This window comes from Nostoc sp., assembly GCF_036917375.1.
GTDB lineage: Bacteria > Cyanobacteriota > Cyanobacteriia > Cyanobacteriales > Nostocaceae > Nostoc.
In genome coordinates, this window is the sequence record NZ_JBALDN010000099.1 from 1 (window position 1) to 14,953 (window position 14,953).

Genomic DNA, 14,953 nt, shown 5'->3' on the forward strand with positions numbered 1-14,953 from the left:
TGTAATTCAGTATATTGCTCATGCTTCTGTGTAAAAATAACTCTTTAATCTTCTTTTATCACAGAATAATACTATTTTGGAGATGTCTAAATACTTTTTTCACATCACAGATCGATGAAGTGAAAAAAGTAAAACTACTCTCCCATGAAGGTTTAAGTTTAAGCGTTCGTGCTGATAGTCTTGGCGACAACAGGACTTAAAGTTTTGCAAAATATATTATTCTATTAATGTACTCTGGCGTACATGATTAATATGTGCTATTGCCATGAGGAATCAGGATGAGTAATGTGCTCTCTATAGCCGCAGTAACAGCAGTACTAAAAGTCTTGCTGGAAAATGGTTTAGTCAGCGATCCGATCGCTGCTAGTGTTGGTGATGTGATTGTAACTGCCCTACCGCCCGATCGAATTTCAGTTGAAGCTGACGAGCGTGCTCAAATCAACCTCTTTCTCTATCAAGTGACGCAGAATCGCAATGTGGATTGGGTATCTCAAGAATTTCGGAACAGGCACTCACGGATTAATGGAAACCCCCGTTCTCCAACTCCACCACTAGCTCTCGATCTCCACTACTTACTAACAGCCTACGGAGCCAAGGATTTTCAGGCAGAGCTTTTACTCGGCTATGCAATGCATTTATTACACAAAACACCAACGATCGCATCCGATATTATTGAAAATACTTTGATAAATGCATCTACAACCAATACCTCAAGTGCTTTTTCGCAAGCTGTAGCAACTGTGTCTGTATCCGATTTAGCTGAACAAATTGGGCAGATCAAATTGACTCCAGAGTTTTTTAACATGGAAGAAACTTCTAAGTTATGGTCTGCTTTACAAACACACTATCGACCTTCAGCTACCTATTTGGCGTCAATGGTATTGATTGAAAGTACCAATGAAAAATCTGAAAATTTTTACATGATGCCCTTGTCTCAACCGAATATAGAACAAGTTATAGCTCAGACAAAAACTGAACCTATGATTGTTGCAGGTACAACATTAGTAATTCGTGGTAAACGGTTACGCGGTGAGATCACACGAGTTCGTTTCGGTAATAGGGAGACATTACTAGTACCTCAAGAAGTAAAAGAAACGCAAATCAGCTTGTTAGTCCCGCCAGATTTATACGCAAGCATACAGGGTGTCCAAGTTGTACATCTAACAATGGGTAATGCAGAGCAAACAAATCATCTAGTTGAATCAAACGTTGCGGCTTTTGTCTTACATCCAACAATTACAGCATTCGTCACTCAAGTAGAAAATAGCGGTGAGAATTTACGCGCAGCAGAAATTACCGTTAAATTCCAGCCCAAAGTAGGTAAGGCACAGCGGGTAGTTTTGCTACTCAATGAGGTATCAAGTGATAGTCCGGTAAGTTATTCTTTTTTGGTTACACCACCGACTCAAGACACTGATGCGATCGCGATTCCAGTCAAAAATGTCAAGCCAGGAACTTATATTGTCCGGGCGCGGGTAGATGGCGCCGAAAGTCCACTGCAAAAGAATGAGTTAGGGGAATATGATTCGCCACAGGTGACAATTTTATGAATGCTACGACAATTAATCACAATTGGGATGAGGCAAACTACCGCTACCTATCAGCAGCCTTAGCTGTAGTGCGTGGTATTTTGGAAAATCACACGGCAAAAGAGCAAAATCAACCTGAAGAGAACTACCAAGAGCATTTACAGCAGACGTTACAGGAAGCCGCTGCTGCTATGCCTGCACCATCAGCATTGGAGAGAGTCTGCAAAATGTTTCGCCTCTCATCCTTTGAGCGCGATCTGTTGCTGTTATGTGCAGGTATGGAATTAAATGGGGATTTTGCCAAATTGTGTGCCATCGTTCACGACGATTCACAACGAGCTTACCCAACTTTGGGTTTAGCTTTGGCAGCTTTACCCGATGTCCACTGGGATGCGATCGCTCCAAATGCTCCCTTACGTTATTGGCGATTAATTCAAATTGGTGATGGTCATTCCCTGACTCTTAGTCCCTTGAGAATTGACGAGCGAATTCTACATTATCTCACGGGTATTCAATATCTTGACGAACGGCTAGCTGGTATTATTGAGCCATTACAAGAGGTTAGCGATCTAGTACCCTCGCACCAAGATTTAGCAGAGCGAGTTGCAGCAGTTTGGTCACAAGCTTACAAGGTTAATAGCTTACCAATTATCCAGTTATCTAGTGGTGAAACTGCTAGTAAACGTGACATTGCCGCGACAATTTGTCAACTTCAGGGTTTAAGCTTGTGGATAATGCCTGCACAAGTCATTCCTTTAGCACCTGGCGAATTGGATAATCTCATCCGCCTGTGGACTCGTGAGACTATTTTAAGTAAGAGTGCCTTACTCATAGACTGCAACGAACTGGATACTAATGATACAGCGCGGCTGAATGCGATCGCTCGTTTCATTGAACGCACAAAGGGCTTTTTAATAGTCACGAGTCGGGAACGGATCGGCTTATCACAACGCCTAGTAGTTAATTTTGACGTACATCAACCAACTAGCAAAGAACAAGGTGCAGTTTGGCAAGATGCATTAGGGGCGAGTGCATCGCAAATGAATGGGCAAGTCAAAACCTTAGTGGATCAGTTTAACCTCAGTGCTGCAACCATTCGCGCTGCTTGTGCAGAAGCCGCAGGACAGTTGGCACAAACACCAGAAACCGAGATCGCTAGCATTTTATGGGATGCCTGCCGCGTACAAGCACGTCCGCGCTTAGATGAACTCGCCCAAAGAATTGAGCCATCTGGGGATTGGGATGACTTAGTATTACCAGAAGCGCAGAAACAAGTTCTCCGGGAAATTGCGGCTCATGTACGGCAACGTAGTACTGTATATAACAATTGGGGTTTTGGGGGCAAGAGTGCTAGAGGATTGGGAATCAGCGCTCTATTTGCAGGTAGTAGCGGCACTGGTAAAACTTTGGGAGCAGAAGTACTGGCCCAGAAATTACGCCTCGACCTCTATCGGATTGACCTATCATCAGTAGTCAGCAAATATATTGGCGAGACAGAGAAGAATTTGCGCCGGGTATTTGATGCCGCAGAACAAGGTGGAGTGATTTTGTTATTTGATGAAGCTGACGCTTTATTTGGTAAACGAAGTGAAGTTAAAGATGCGCGCGATCGCTATGCCAATATTGAAGTTAGCTACCTATTGCAACGTATGGAAAGTTACCCAGGTTTAGCAGTCTTGACTACTAACTTGAAGAGTGCAATTGATACAGCCTTTCTGCGGCGGATTCGGTTTGTGGTGCAGTTTCCCTTCCCCGATACAACGCAACGAGCCGAAATTTGGCGGCGTGTCTTTCCAGCCGAAACCCCAACCGCAGACTTAGATGCTCTGCAACTAGCACGGCTCAATGTTGCTGGGGGTAATATCCGTAACATAGCCTTAAATGCCGCTTTCCTCGCTGCCGATGCCGGGGAACCAGTGCAGATGAAACACGTATTGCGGGCGGCTCAAACAGAATATAGTAAGTTAGAGAAACCCTTGACTGATGCGGAAGTTGGAGGATGGATGTGATTTGACAATTTTGACCTTATACCAATTTGAAAAATGATTGCGACAGATGGATTCACACCAAGCCAGACGCACGAAAGCAATTCCAAATCCAAAATCGTTCGACTGAGCGCAGCCGAAGTCTAAAATCCAAAATCTAAAATGGTATTACTCTGGTAATTCACCAAATCTTTCCCGATAGCGAGCAAGCATGGACTCCATTTGAGCAAGTTGTTGCTCGGCTTGTTGACGCTGTTGCTGTTCTTGGTGTGCTACTTCTTCTGGCGTGGGTGTCAGTTGTCCATCGGGAGTGAAAAAGCGCAACTTCGATTGATAAACTCCCAAATATAACTGCAATTGCTGACTCCATAACCAACCAGCTTCATTTGCTTGCAGTTCTTGATAACGACCATCTAATAAGTGAAATCCTTTAAATTCTAAACTTACCGGGTCAAACCAAAAATAATCAGGAGTCCGCCAAATATCTTGATAGATTTCCTTTTTCAACCCTCTATCAGTAGCAGCTGTTTTGTCAGAAAGAATCTCTACAATCACATTTGGGTATTTGCCATCTTCTTCCCAAACTACCCAGCTTTTGCGTACTTTGCGTTGGGTATTTAAAACTACAAAGAAGTCGGGGCCTCTAAATTGCTCAGACTTGCGTTGACGCGGACTGTAATAAATCGTCATGTTACCGCAAGCGTAGAAATCTTGACGCTCCTGCCACAACCATTCCAAACACTGAATTAACAGCAGTATTTGCCGCAAGTGAAGTTCTGTTTCCAAAGGTGGTTCATCACTGTATAAATCACCAGGAGGAAATATAACATCTTCTGGTGTGTATTCTAAAATTATTCCTAAATCTTGAGCAGAAGACATAATAATTTCTATTTTGACAAGATAAATCTAACTTAACCCAATTCATTCACCTGCAAAAGCGATCGCCCCAGCTTTCTAGAATTATAAATCTCGCTCACACAAAACACCTGCTGGCAAAGAATAATTTCTACTTAAGTCGATAGCGATCGCCACTAAACAAATTGTATAATTTGATTCAAAAATATGCTTGAGGATGTGAGATGAGCGATCGCATATTTGGGTCTAAGAAAGCAGGTATATCCACTTCAAATCCGTCGCTGCTCTCAGCAACAACTCCAACGCTGGCGAATCCAGTGCGCGGCTTTGACATCGCAAAGAAAGCTCCAATCCAAGCATCCTCTGAGGTATCAACCGACCTGCAAGCTGCACAATCTGCTGGCGAACAATCCTGGGAATCACAAGCTATCAAAAAAAGGCCACTTCACGACATTAGTAACATAGCGTTGCGTCGTCCACAAGCAAAACTGACGATTGGAGAACCAGAAGACCAGTATGAGCAGGAAGCCGATAGGGTGGCTAATCAAGTCATGTCAATGCCTAATACTGCGATGCAACCGCAAATGACAGCAGAAGAACAGACTCAAGAGGAAGAAGTGCAAACTAAACCTCTCGATGTTTACTTTGGGCAAAGGAAATCGCCAAGGAATAATCAGTTGACTCATGTAGTACAACAGAAAGGTGGGATATTGCAAAGAGATGTGTTGCAGAGAGCGCCAAAAAATCCAGTAGTTACAGAACTTTCGACAAAACTGCCACTGACGGAAGCCAATGCAAGATTAATTGATGCTTGTCATAATTTAGGTAGTATTTATGTAGATTTATCTGTAGCAAATACTGATTTAATCAGTACAAAATTAAGAATTTTCTCTATAAATTACGATATGGCTTACAGCAATTACTCAAGAGTAATTGGTCAAGGAAGAGCGGAAGCACAAAATCAAACTCTTTGGAGAGGAATATTTTTAGGAATAGGAACGGGTGTTTTAGCAGGTCTTGCCGCCGCCTATATTGCTCCTTCTACCGCCGCTGGATGGTTTGCTCTCACCCTCGCTGATGCAGGTACAGCAGCCGGTTCTTCATTTTTACAAGGAGCTGCCTCTTCAGCAGTAGCTCTTGCTGTATCAGATGCCATAACAACGCGAGGCAGCGATTTACAACCTAGTGGCCTTTCACCGGATATGCTGCGAAGTAATATTTGGCAACACGTTGCCTCAATGTATCGTGGTGCATTGCAAACCAATAAAGTATTAGCAAACTTACATAAAAACACCGTTATTCTTGAGCGATTAATTGCAGAAATCAGGGTACAAATTGCTGGTGGTGCATCGTCATATTCGCCAGCAGATATACTAACAGCAACTAATGCCATGAACGAGCGTATTAATGGAATGGCAAGTGTCTTTAGTGAATTGAGACAAAAAGCAACTACGATGAGTGCCTTTGGTAATTCTATTTTGGCTTATGACCCTACTAAACCTGGAGTCGATCAAATAGAAAAAGATATTTGGATTATGTGGATGGGAACTTTAAGTAATGATGACTCTGACATTCTTGATTTAGATAATATTGAGGATCATTTGAAGAGTATCGGGATTTTAGGTAATGGTGGTTTATTAGGTGTAGATTTTGGAGACTATACCTCGGAAGACGATGAGCTAGAGGCTTTAGCAGCAGCTCGTCCTCGCGCTGCAACCATACGAGGGAAGTACGATCAAACCGCTTCTCAATGGACTGCGCCAAATCCTTGAGTCAACTTTTAATTATTTACTTTGATTTGTTTCCAGAGCCGTTTACTAAATCAAAGATTTTACATCGTTTCCAATCTCCGACTGGTGACACAGATTTGAGTAGCATACTTTAAAACTTTTTCAACTTGTTTCGGTGCTTTGATTTCAGTAAATAGCTGAATTGCTCGCTCAAAATTTATTTGACTTTCATCAGGTTTTGACATCCTTTGATTAGTTAAACCCAGTTGAAAATAAGCTTCAGCCAGATCGCATTTAGCACCTATTTTATCCAAAAGTTCGATTGCTTCTGTATGATTAGCAATAGCTAATGCAAAATCTGTTTGTTGCCGATGGATTTCTGCTAAACCATTGAGTGTTTTTGCTTTTACTTGCATATAGTGACTTTCTTCAGCAAAAGTCAAAGCTTGATGGAATATCTGATTTGCCTGAGAAAATTTGCCTAAATTGACGTAGGTTTGACCCAAAATTTGCATAAAATAGACAAATCTTCCAGTCTGTTCTATCAGTTTGTCGTTCGTAATATTTTGATACGCTACATCTGCTAATTGATATGAGGGATCGCGCAAACCTAAATAAGAATACACCAAAGCTAAACAGACTGAAGCTTTCTCTGCCCAGCGGTGATGCTCGGTATTTTGAGCTAAATAAATTACTTGTTGAAATAACTTTGCGGCTGCCTCTAGTTCCCACAAATCTATCTTGTAAAGACCAATACTTAATAAAGAATCTACCTCTAGCATTCTCAGATAGTAAACTGTATGTTTATTTTCTGCCTGAGGTATAAGTGATTTAAGTGCTTGGGTTGCTAAAGTAATAGTCTTTTCTTGACAAGCGATCGCTTGACTAATTTTACCTGTTATCCAATATAGATCGCCCAATATATTATAAAGTTCGCTGAGGTTTTGGTCATTTTCCAGATTTTTAACAACTCGATTAATTGCCGCAAGTATCGGTTGAATTAAACCCATCCGATACAACGTACTTCCAAGAGGCAAAAACTGCTGCCATTGATTATTTCGACTTTGGAGAATAACTTTACCAGCCAACTCAAACTCATTAATTTCTATATAATGATAATATGCTTCTAGAGCTTGCAAAGCATCCTTAAAGGTTTCAATTTGTTTAATACTAGCTGTCCAAAATTCTGCGGCTTTGTGGTTGGCAATTTCCCATTCATCGGTGAGGCGTAAACGTGCGATCGCCTCTGCACGAATCACCGGATGCAGCCAATATTCACCTTTTTCGCACTCCACCAAAGACCGATTTCTTAAGGAGGCAATAATTTGGCGATGTTGATTGGCTGGAACATCCCAAAGTAAACAAAACAACCCTTGTGATGAGATGGTGGGTATATCTTGGTAACGATAACATCCCAAACGGCAAAGCAGGCGATAAGCTTGAGGGTCGAGGGCTTGCAGACGATTAATTTGACTAACTGCTAAATTTTTTAAGTCGGTTGCTGCTAACGGATCGGCATGATTTTCTTGCCAATAAAGAGCCATATCACCGTCAAAATCCTCCTGAATCGAACCGCAGAGAATTCCCATTGCTTTAGCATTACCGCCATAAGTGCGATGCATGATTTGCAAGGTTGGCGAGTCGATGGCTAATCCCCGGTTGCTAAAAAACTGTTGCCATGCACTTTCATCCAAACCAGGAAGCCGATAGTGATTCACATTCAACCCAGGTTCACAAAGGCGATCGCGACTAGTAATCAAGGTAACAGATTGCACCCTGGCATCAGCTAAAACCCGCAATAGTTCCACATAGTTGCGGTGAGAAGCAATTAACCCACCTTGTCGATCTAATGCAGGTTCGAGATTATCAATTAACACCCCAATCCGCCGATTGTGGAGTTGGCGCTTGAGTCGCCCCAATGTCACCCCAAATTCTACCCCAGGTTCTTCGTCAAAATCTTGTTTAAGCCATTCCTCTACTACGCGTTCGGCGGGGGTGATATTTTGCGTTTCCTTCGCCATCAGCAGTTCTAAAACCAAATCAAACCCCTGAGTTTGCAGATATTGCTGCGCTAGAGTGGTTTTGCCTAAGCCTCCCTCACCTTGGATAACAATGACTTTCGAGCCTTGATTTACCAAAGTATTCAGGTGAGCGATCGCTTCTGTTCGTCCAATAAAATTGGTATCCTCTAATTTTGGGGTGGGTTGGGGCGATCGCGAGTAATCAATCAGACTGGATGATATCGCAGTAGTTTTTCTCAAAACCCGTTCCAAAGTAGCGCGACAATTACTTTTGGTTATCTTTTCTCGCAATACTTTAGAAAGCAGCTTCCATAACTGAGAACCAGCATCCTTGGCGTGTCCTTCCGTACAACCGTAAGAATGAGCGATATCCAAGTATTTTCTACCCAACCAAACTTGCACAAGAATCACTTTTTGCAAATCGCTCAACCGTTCCCCAGTCTGCGGGGGAATTGTGGCATCTAACCATGCTAATGCTGCTTCAGCGTCCATTGTGTAACGACAAGGGTAGTTCAGATTTTAGGGACAACTATAAATTACTTTACAGTTATGTTGCTGGAGTTTTCGGATAAGATTCTGTAAACCCGACTTTTTTCCCGACTTTTCCGACATTGCCTGGAAACCTCTAGCGAAAATCTTCTAAGTGTCACCGTGCCAAAATTGGAAAGAAGTTGCACAATTGGTGTTGAAAAACATACAAATTGTTCTGCATATAAACTAGATTCTTTAGTTTGGGAAAGTTTGAGCGTAAAATGTCAGAACTAACTGAAGGACTGAAACGAATTCATACATGGTTTACCAAAAATAGACCTGAGCAAATTTCTTGTCTAGCTCCAGGACTTTCGCGTGAAGATATTGAACAAAGTACTAGATTTCTGCCCTTTAAATTACCTGAAGAGGTTTACGAACTGTATCAATGGCGTAATGGTTCATCAGGATATAATTTCCTATTTGAAAATTATGAATTCATGTCTTTGAATGCAGCTGTAAGTGCTTACCACGAGCAAATGGGTGAAATTCGCTATCACGAGCGTGAAGAAGCATACTGGTTTGAACATAGTTTCCCTATTTTCCAACTTTGGTGTAACGGCAGTGTTTTGTATACAGTTGTGCCTAATGCACAGAGAAATAGCATCATACGCATATACGACTCAGAATGTAATGACTATTCACTGCGTTACGACAATTTGACTAACCTAATTTTGCATGGAGCAGATTGGTATGAAGCAGCTTACTTCGTGGAAAAAGAAAATGCTTGGGATATTATAAATGAAGAAATGAACTGTTTGCTTAATGTCAAGTATATGGCAAGAGATTATCTCGCAAATTCAATTACCCGAAAAGGAGCAGCAGTTTCAAGAATATGCGAGGAAATATATCAGCGTTATATTAATGGCGATATTTCATCAACCAACGCCTAAACTCTTTGAGATAAATTTAATCCTCGGCGATCGCATTCTGCCCTCTGCCTTTCTTGATAAAATAAAACTCATTAGGTAACATCAGCACCATCATTACTTATGGTGAAGTCAGACCCCCGTCAATTGCCTAGCAGTGCTGAACTTCCTTGTTCAGACGATACTCCTGTGGATAACGAAGACCAGAACTTTATTCCTAACCTGCTTCTCTTCTTGCTGCAATATATTTGGGCAAATCGTAATGACTGGTTTTTCAGTGTGGATATGGGCGTTTACCATACTACAGGGGTTAGTCCGCTTGTGCCGATTGTGCCAGACGGATTTTTGAGCTTAGGTGTAGAACGCCGCAAGGAAGGTAAATCTCGTAAAAGCTATGTTGTTTGGGAAGAAAATAACATAGTGCCTATCTTGGCTTTGGAAATTGTCTCCTTAACTCCGGGTGGAGAATATGACAAAAAATTAGACACTTACGCCAAGTTAGGGGTACTGTACTACATTATTTATAATCCAGAGTATTGGCAAAGAGACCGTCACCAACCTTTTGAGGTTTATCGTTTAGTAGATGGTAGTTATCAATTGCAAATTGGTGAACCCTTTTGGATGCCAGAAATTGGTTTGGGAATCGGTAGAGGGCAATACGTATCTGGTAATATCCAGCGTCAGGTTTTGTATTGGTATGACCAACAAGGAAAGCGCTATCAAACGTCAGAAGAACAGCTTGAATTAGCGCAAAAACAACTTGAGCGTTATCGTCAGCAATTTGGGGAACTGCCAGAAGATTAAGCAGCCATTATTGCTTAGTATCAAATGCTTAATTAGTAAGAATTATTCCCCTTGGAGAACCATGCTTTTGAGCTATTTCTCCTACTACTTTACAGTTTTTACGAATTTTATCATCATAATCATCAGTACCATAATCTTCATCATCATAGTTCCTGGACAACTCTGGCAGAATTGTCCCTACTGTCTCTAAAGCCTCTGCGATCGCTAACATCATATTCGTTAAACTTGGAAACCATAACTTATCTTTAATATCTTCTCGTTGCAGCACTGGAGAAGTCTCAATCTGAGTTTCTGAACCAACAATGACTAGCTTGCCATTCTCATAGGAAACGAATGGCAAGCACTTTGGGTCATATATATCTGCATCCCTCGGAGAATAATATTTCTCAGCTTCCTCTAAGGATAGAAAATGAATTAAATCGTCTGCGCCTTCTAACAGCTGCTCCAAGAAGCAATAATAAGTTGAGTTGTCGTTATAAGAACCATCCCAACCGTCAGGCATTTGATCCCCAGTGGGTGCACCAGCCCATTGATAAAACTCGTAAGCTTCATTAGACAGCCGGAATGGGAAAAAACTAAGTCTTCTTTCAACCTCTTCAAGACTCATGCCCTGTTCGGTAAAAAGAACGCCACTACTTATTCTTTCAAGCGCCTCAGTCAAAATCGACATTACCTTAGTATCCTCATGAATTGAAATCTACTTATTGTTAGGGTTTGTCAGGCATTGCATTGTTAGAATATGACCAGAAGACAGGTAACTTTAGTAAAAATAATTTGAGTGTATTTTTGAGCTAATTAATTCTTAATTAATTGCTGTGGTAATGGCATTAGTCGAAGTATTCATATTCTTGAACAACATCCCCTTCTTCAGTCGTGGTATTACAGAAGAAAGCTCCAGCAAATTCAGTTTCGATAGTTCTAGCACCGAGCAAAGTAGCATTTTCCAAATTCGTTCCTTGCATAGCAACACTTTCTAAATTAGCTTTGCTCAGATTAGCCCCACTCAAATCGGAACCCATGAGGCTCCCACCAAGCAAATTTGCTCCAGAAAGATTAATATTTCGGAGATTACATCTGCACAAACCAATTTCTGACAAATTAGCTCCGCTCAAATCAATACCACTGAGATCGACTTCAATAAAGCGTCTTTCACCAGCAGCGTAACGTTGCAACAGTTCTTCAGCAGTCATACTTTAACTTCCAAAACACGGCAGTTACTACTTAACAAGCTCTGTTAGAAAATATCCAGTACAAAATTGTTAAGAAAAAGTTTTTATCAATAATTATTTTCATTCTCCCTGTCTATAAGCTTCAATCTCTACTGCTATTTCTTCATCAGTTAAAGGATTATCTGCGTGTATCGCTTGTATTTCTTTGAATAGCTTTTTTAATTCTTCTGCTAAAGTAACACTTTGATTATCGTCTGTCAAAATAATCACCTCAACTCTCTGTCCTGCTTTAAATGGTAAATCAGATAATACTAACTGCTTGTGATCTGCAATGGTGATATATGTTTTATAAGCGTTCATGATTTATCCTGTTACTCAACTTTTATCTACCCTTGTTCTAACAATTTTGCTAGATTCTCTGCAATTCTCTCTTCTAAGTTTGTAAAGTCGCCTTAGAACGAACGGCGAGGTTTGAAACCAAAATTTTCTATAACCAACTTTTTCCCCGACTTTTGCAACCCGATCGCATAAAACTGCCGACTTCAGCCGACTGACAAAACGAAGTGCGATCGCTTAGGCTATTGGGCATAGAGATAAAAATTTAAGTATAAAAATATGCTTAACACCCTCAACCCAATTACAGCAGACTTAGCAGGTCAAAGCTATCCCAGTCCTCATTACTTGCAAACACAGCGCCGCATTCGTTCACTCATAGACAGATATATTGCAGTCGAAAAACTACACAATCGCCTGCAAGATTTACCGATACAGTTTGCCAATCCCCAACCGCGTCCCTGGAAACCCATCGATTGGCAGACGATTAACCGCAATCAAATTATCGGCTTAGATGCAGAGGTATTTTTATCTATCTTGATAGGTGCGATGGATACAGAAGCACCCATTCGCGGTTATACCCAAACCAGTCGGCAGTATTTGGAATTGCATCCTCAGATGGCTCGGTTTGTTGGTGGAACTGTCGGTAAAGATGGCGAACTACTGGAACTTGGTTTGTGGGAAAAGGAAGAACGTCAGCACACACCAGCATTAATCAAAATCTACACCCAATTAACGGGCGAGAAAATTACCCCAAAACTTCGGGCTGTTAGAAGCTATCTTCCCACAGATGACACTAACGAAGACTTATATCGCCACGGCTTACACCGCATTGCCACAGAATACGGAGCTACCTGTCTTTATATTTGGTTGATGGCTCACACCACTGGCGCACTCCAAGATGTTCTAGAGGAACTAGCACAGGATGAAATCAACCACATGACCAAATTCTGGGGGTTTGGAGTCTGGGCTTTTCCTGATACTGGGTTGATGCGAATTGGACGCACGCTGATTAAAACGCGATCGCAAAACTATCAGCGTAACAGCCTCATGCGTACTCTCCACCGGATGATGGGTACTCTTAACTGGAATGCTTGGTCATTAACCAACAAAACAACTCTCCTCTTCACCTTTGCCTACACAATGCATCGTTTGTGGAGTTGGAACAACACCCTCACACCAGACTATCTGCAAGATTTATTTGAAATTAGACATTAGTAAAAACAAAGGACAAATGACAAATGACAAATGACAAATCAAAACTACCCACCGATTTAAACCCCCAAAAAATCCCCCAACATATTGCCGTCATCATGGATGGTAACGGGCGATGGGCAACTAGTCGAGGATTACCGCGCATTGCTGGACATCGCCAAGGAGCAAAAACACTCAAAGAACTATTGCGTTGCTGCAAAGATTGGGGAGTCAAAGCGTTGACAGCCTATGCTTTCTCAACAGAAAATTGGCAGCGTCCCGTTGAAGAAGTGGATTTTCTGATGCATTTGTTTGAGCGATTACTACACCGGGAGTTAGCTCAGATGCATCAAGAAGGTGTACGAATCTCCTTTATTGGAGATTTATCAGCTTTACCCAAGTCTCTACAGACCGAAATGGAACGTTCAATGACAGAGACATTGAACAATCAAGCAATTCACTTTACTGTTGCAGTCAACTATGGTAGCCGCAACGAAATTACCAGAGTTTGCCGTCAAGTAGCTCAACTCGTGGAACAGGGCGAACTCAGTGCGGAACAAGTCAATGAAGGTCTTGTAGAACAACATCTCTATACAGCAGATACTCCAGAACCAGATTTACTGATTCGTACCAGCGGTGAGATGCGATTGAGTAATTTTCTTTTGTGGCAAATGGCGTATACAGAGATGTATTTCACCGATATCTTTTGGCCAGATTTTAATCGAGAAGCATTTCATCAGGCTTTGTTGAGCTACCAAAATCGCGATCGCCGTTTTGGTCAAGTTAAAGCTTCAGTACCAGCTTAGTGTACCAAACACCAGATATCGCCTCAAAATCAAACCAGATTTTTGCCATGAGCGATAAAGTAAAAGCACCCACATTACCACGATGGTATATGAGCGCTCATAAATAAAAACATTATTGAGGATAATCTATCTGCTATGACAGACCGAAGTAACTATAAGAATAGCAGCCACTGGGTAAATAAACTGCAAGGGTAGTTACAAATGTTTTGTTAAAAATATTACTTACCGTAAATGTGATGCTTGATTTAGGCAAAATCCAATCGATTGCGGAATCCTATTCTCCTCAAGAACTCTTTGCTGCCTTGGTTTGGCAGCGTCGGTTCAATGAGTTTGATGGCGAAGAAGTAATTACTGACCTTTGCAACCACAGAAATTTATGGGCCAGCTTTCTGTTCACCAAACCAATCTTTGCACCAGATGAAAACGGTTTAAGTTTTGGTGGTATGGTCGATACCCTTCTTGCAATGGCAAATTATCGTCCCATGCCTGAAACCAGCATCATCCATTTCATTGCTTATCCTGCCGATACACTCTACATTCTGACAGAGAACCAAGACACAAAAGTGTCTGAGCTTTTAGACTTGGGCAAAAAGTGGCGGGCTGACTCAGTAGAGGTAAGTGATGGCACGAATGAAGACTACGGTTTGCGGCTGAAGCGCCGACTGAGAACTAGATTGGAAGGGGCGCTATCAGGTGAAGATGTTCATCGGTATTCTGATGCGGTGATTGTTTGTTACTGGTGGGATTGAATACTTGAAAAATCTCAATCAGAGAAATTGTGTGCTACAATACGCTGTTTTCCTGCCGATCTTAGCCTGCACCTAAATTGAGCAGCGATCGCGGTCTCTTAATTTTTTTGAACAAATTATTTTTTGCTAGGTATTGAGCCAATACTTTTCGGATAAGCCTAACAATCTCTCTTTTGGTCTGGGAAAAGGTTAAAGGGCAAAGGGGGAAAGGTAAATTCAAACCCTTTCCCTTTCCCCTTTCCCCTTTCCCCCTTAACCGAAAAGTATTGGGTATTGAGCCGAATCCTCGGCTCAATATTTGTATTCCTTATCACAAAATGAGACTTATGTAATTATTGTTTTATCAAAATAACAATCCGCTTTTATATTTGAACAGAGAAA

At 41.5% G+C, this 14,953-nt stretch carries 13 protein-coding genes; 8 read left to right on the plus strand and 5 right to left on the minus strand.

The window, feature by feature from the left end; all coding sequences use genetic code 11:
• Positions 1-278: 278 nt before the first annotated feature.
• Together V7K45_RS27050 and V7K45_RS27055 are read left to right on the plus strand one after the other, a co-directional pair.
• Positions 279-1,550, plus strand: coding sequence for a DUF4255 domain-containing protein (locus V7K45_RS27050; protein WP_335008144.1), 1,272 nt, complete (start codon positions 279-281; stop codon positions 1,548-1,550).
• A complete protein-coding gene (locus tag V7K45_RS27055; RefSeq protein WP_335008146.1) occupies positions 1,547-3,538 on the plus strand; it encodes an ATP-binding protein in 1,992 nt (663 codons plus the stop codon). Before V7K45_RS27050 ends, V7K45_RS27055 begins: the two co-directional genes overlap by 4 nt.
• Positions 3,539-3,682: 144 nt before the next feature.
• On the opposite strand, the gene V7K45_RS27060 is transcribed toward V7K45_RS27055, so the two are convergent.
• The gene (locus tag V7K45_RS27060; RefSeq protein ID WP_335008148.1) at positions 3,683-4,393 is read right to left on the minus strand and encodes a Uma2 family endonuclease; all 711 of its coding nucleotides are present in this window, start codon (positions 4,391-4,393) and stop codon (positions 3,683-3,685) included.
• Between the two features lie 200 nt (positions 4,394-4,593).
• Between V7K45_RS27060 and V7K45_RS27065 the strand changes: the two genes are divergently transcribed.
• The gene (locus tag V7K45_RS27065; protein ID WP_335008150.1) at positions 4,594-6,141 is read left to right on the plus strand and encodes a hypothetical protein; all 1,548 of its coding nucleotides are present in this window, start codon (positions 4,594-4,596) and stop codon (positions 6,139-6,141) included.
• Positions 6,142-6,200: 59 nt separating this feature from the next.
• Here V7K45_RS27065 and V7K45_RS27070 read toward each other — a convergent pair whose 3' ends face one another.
• The gene (locus tag V7K45_RS27070) at positions 6,201-8,612 is read right to left on the minus strand and encodes a tetratricopeptide repeat protein (protein WP_335008152.1); all 2,412 of its coding nucleotides are present in this window, start codon (positions 8,610-8,612) and stop codon (positions 6,201-6,203) included.
• A 260-nt stretch (positions 8,613-8,872) separates the two neighbouring features.
• Between V7K45_RS27070 and V7K45_RS27075 the strand changes: the two genes are divergently transcribed.
• Together V7K45_RS27075 and V7K45_RS27080 are read left to right on the plus strand one after the other, a co-directional pair.
• Positions 8,873-9,541, plus strand: a complete 669-nt coding sequence (locus V7K45_RS27075; protein ID WP_335008154.1) for an SMI1/KNR4 family protein — start codon at positions 8,873-8,875, stop codon at positions 9,539-9,541.
• 99 nt (positions 9,542-9,640) lie between these two features.
• Positions 9,641-10,321 (plus strand): Uma2 family endonuclease, encoded by a 681-nt coding sequence (locus V7K45_RS27080; RefSeq protein WP_335008156.1) that lies wholly within the window; start codon positions 9,641-9,643, stop codon positions 10,319-10,321.
• Between the two features lie 28 nt (positions 10,322-10,349).
• Here V7K45_RS27080 and V7K45_RS27085 read toward each other — a convergent pair whose 3' ends face one another.
• From V7K45_RS27085 to V7K45_RS27095, 3 genes are all read right to left on the minus strand, one after another.
• Positions 10,350-10,991: a hypothetical protein gene (locus V7K45_RS27085; protein WP_335008158.1), complete on the minus strand. Its 642-nt coding sequence runs from the start codon at positions 10,989-10,991 to the stop codon at positions 10,350-10,352.
• Between the two features lie 157 nt (positions 10,992-11,148).
• Positions 11,149-11,511, minus strand: a complete 363-nt coding sequence (locus tag V7K45_RS27090) for a pentapeptide repeat-containing protein (protein WP_334843572.1) — start codon at positions 11,509-11,511, stop codon at positions 11,149-11,151.
• A gap of 99 nt (positions 11,512-11,610) precedes the next feature.
• Positions 11,611-11,850: a hypothetical protein gene (locus V7K45_RS27095; protein ID WP_335008160.1), complete on the minus strand. Its 240-nt coding sequence runs from the start codon at positions 11,848-11,850 to the stop codon at positions 11,611-11,613.
• A gap of 255 nt (positions 11,851-12,105) precedes the next feature.
• Here V7K45_RS27095 and V7K45_RS27100 point away from each other — a divergent pair, with 255 nt between their 5' ends.
• The 3 genes from V7K45_RS27100 (at position 12,106) to V7K45_RS27110 (ending at position 14,572) form a co-directional block, all read left to right on the plus strand.
• Entirely contained in the window at positions 12,106-13,041 is a 936-nt protein-coding gene (locus V7K45_RS27100) for a ferritin-like domain-containing protein (protein ID WP_335008162.1), read from the plus strand.
• 23 nt (positions 13,042-13,064) lie between these two features.
• Positions 13,065-13,823 carry an isoprenyl transferase gene (locus V7K45_RS27105; RefSeq protein ID WP_335008164.1) on the plus strand — a complete coding sequence of 253 codons (759 nt, stop codon included), beginning with the start codon at positions 13,065-13,067 and terminating at the stop codon, positions 13,821-13,823.
• 206 nt (positions 13,824-14,029) lie between these two features.
• Positions 14,030-14,572: a hypothetical protein gene (locus tag V7K45_RS27110; RefSeq protein ID WP_335008166.1), complete on the plus strand. Its 543-nt coding sequence runs from the start codon at positions 14,030-14,032 to the stop codon at positions 14,570-14,572.
• Positions 14,573-14,953 lie beyond the last annotated feature (381 nt).

What these genes read in the sequence shown, in the direction of transcription:
- V7K45_RS27095 (WP_335008160.1), bottom strand. Translation starts at nt 11,850, where the DNA reads ATGAACGCTTATAAAACATATATCACCATTGCAGATCACAAGCAGTTA.
- V7K45_RS27060 (WP_335008148.1), bottom strand. Translation starts at nt 4,393, where the DNA reads ATGTCTTCTGCTCAAGATTTAGGAATAATTTTAGAATACACACCAGAA.
- V7K45_RS27050 (WP_335008144.1), top strand. Translation starts at nt 279, where the DNA reads ATGAGTAATGTGCTCTCTATAGCCGCAGTAACAGCAGTACTAAAAGTC.
- V7K45_RS27055 (WP_335008146.1), top strand. Translation starts at nt 1,547, where the DNA reads ATGAATGCTACGACAATTAATCACAATTGGGATGAGGCAAACTACCGC.
- V7K45_RS27090 (WP_334843572.1), bottom strand. Translation starts at nt 11,511, where the DNA reads ATGACTGCTGAAGAACTGTTGCAACGTTACGCTGCTGGTGAAAGACGC.
- V7K45_RS27070 (WP_335008152.1), bottom strand. Translation starts at nt 8,612, where the DNA reads ATGGACGCTGAAGCAGCATTAGCATGGTTAGATGCCACAATTCCCCCG.
- V7K45_RS27100 (WP_335008162.1), top strand. Translation starts at nt 12,106, where the DNA reads ATGCTTAACACCCTCAACCCAATTACAGCAGACTTAGCAGGTCAAAGC.
- V7K45_RS27075 (WP_335008154.1), top strand. Translation starts at nt 8,873, where the DNA reads ATGTCAGAACTAACTGAAGGACTGAAACGAATTCATACATGGTTTACC.
- V7K45_RS27080 (WP_335008156.1), top strand. Translation starts at nt 9,641, where the DNA reads ATGGTGAAGTCAGACCCCCGTCAATTGCCTAGCAGTGCTGAACTTCCT.
- V7K45_RS27105 (WP_335008164.1), top strand. Translation starts at nt 13,065, where the DNA reads ATGACAAATGACAAATCAAAACTACCCACCGATTTAAACCCCCAAAAA.
- V7K45_RS27065 (WP_335008150.1), top strand. Translation starts at nt 4,594, where the DNA reads ATGAGCGATCGCATATTTGGGTCTAAGAAAGCAGGTATATCCACTTCA.
- V7K45_RS27085 (WP_335008158.1), bottom strand. Translation starts at nt 10,991, where the DNA reads ATGTCGATTTTGACTGAGGCGCTTGAAAGAATAAGTAGTGGCGTTCTT.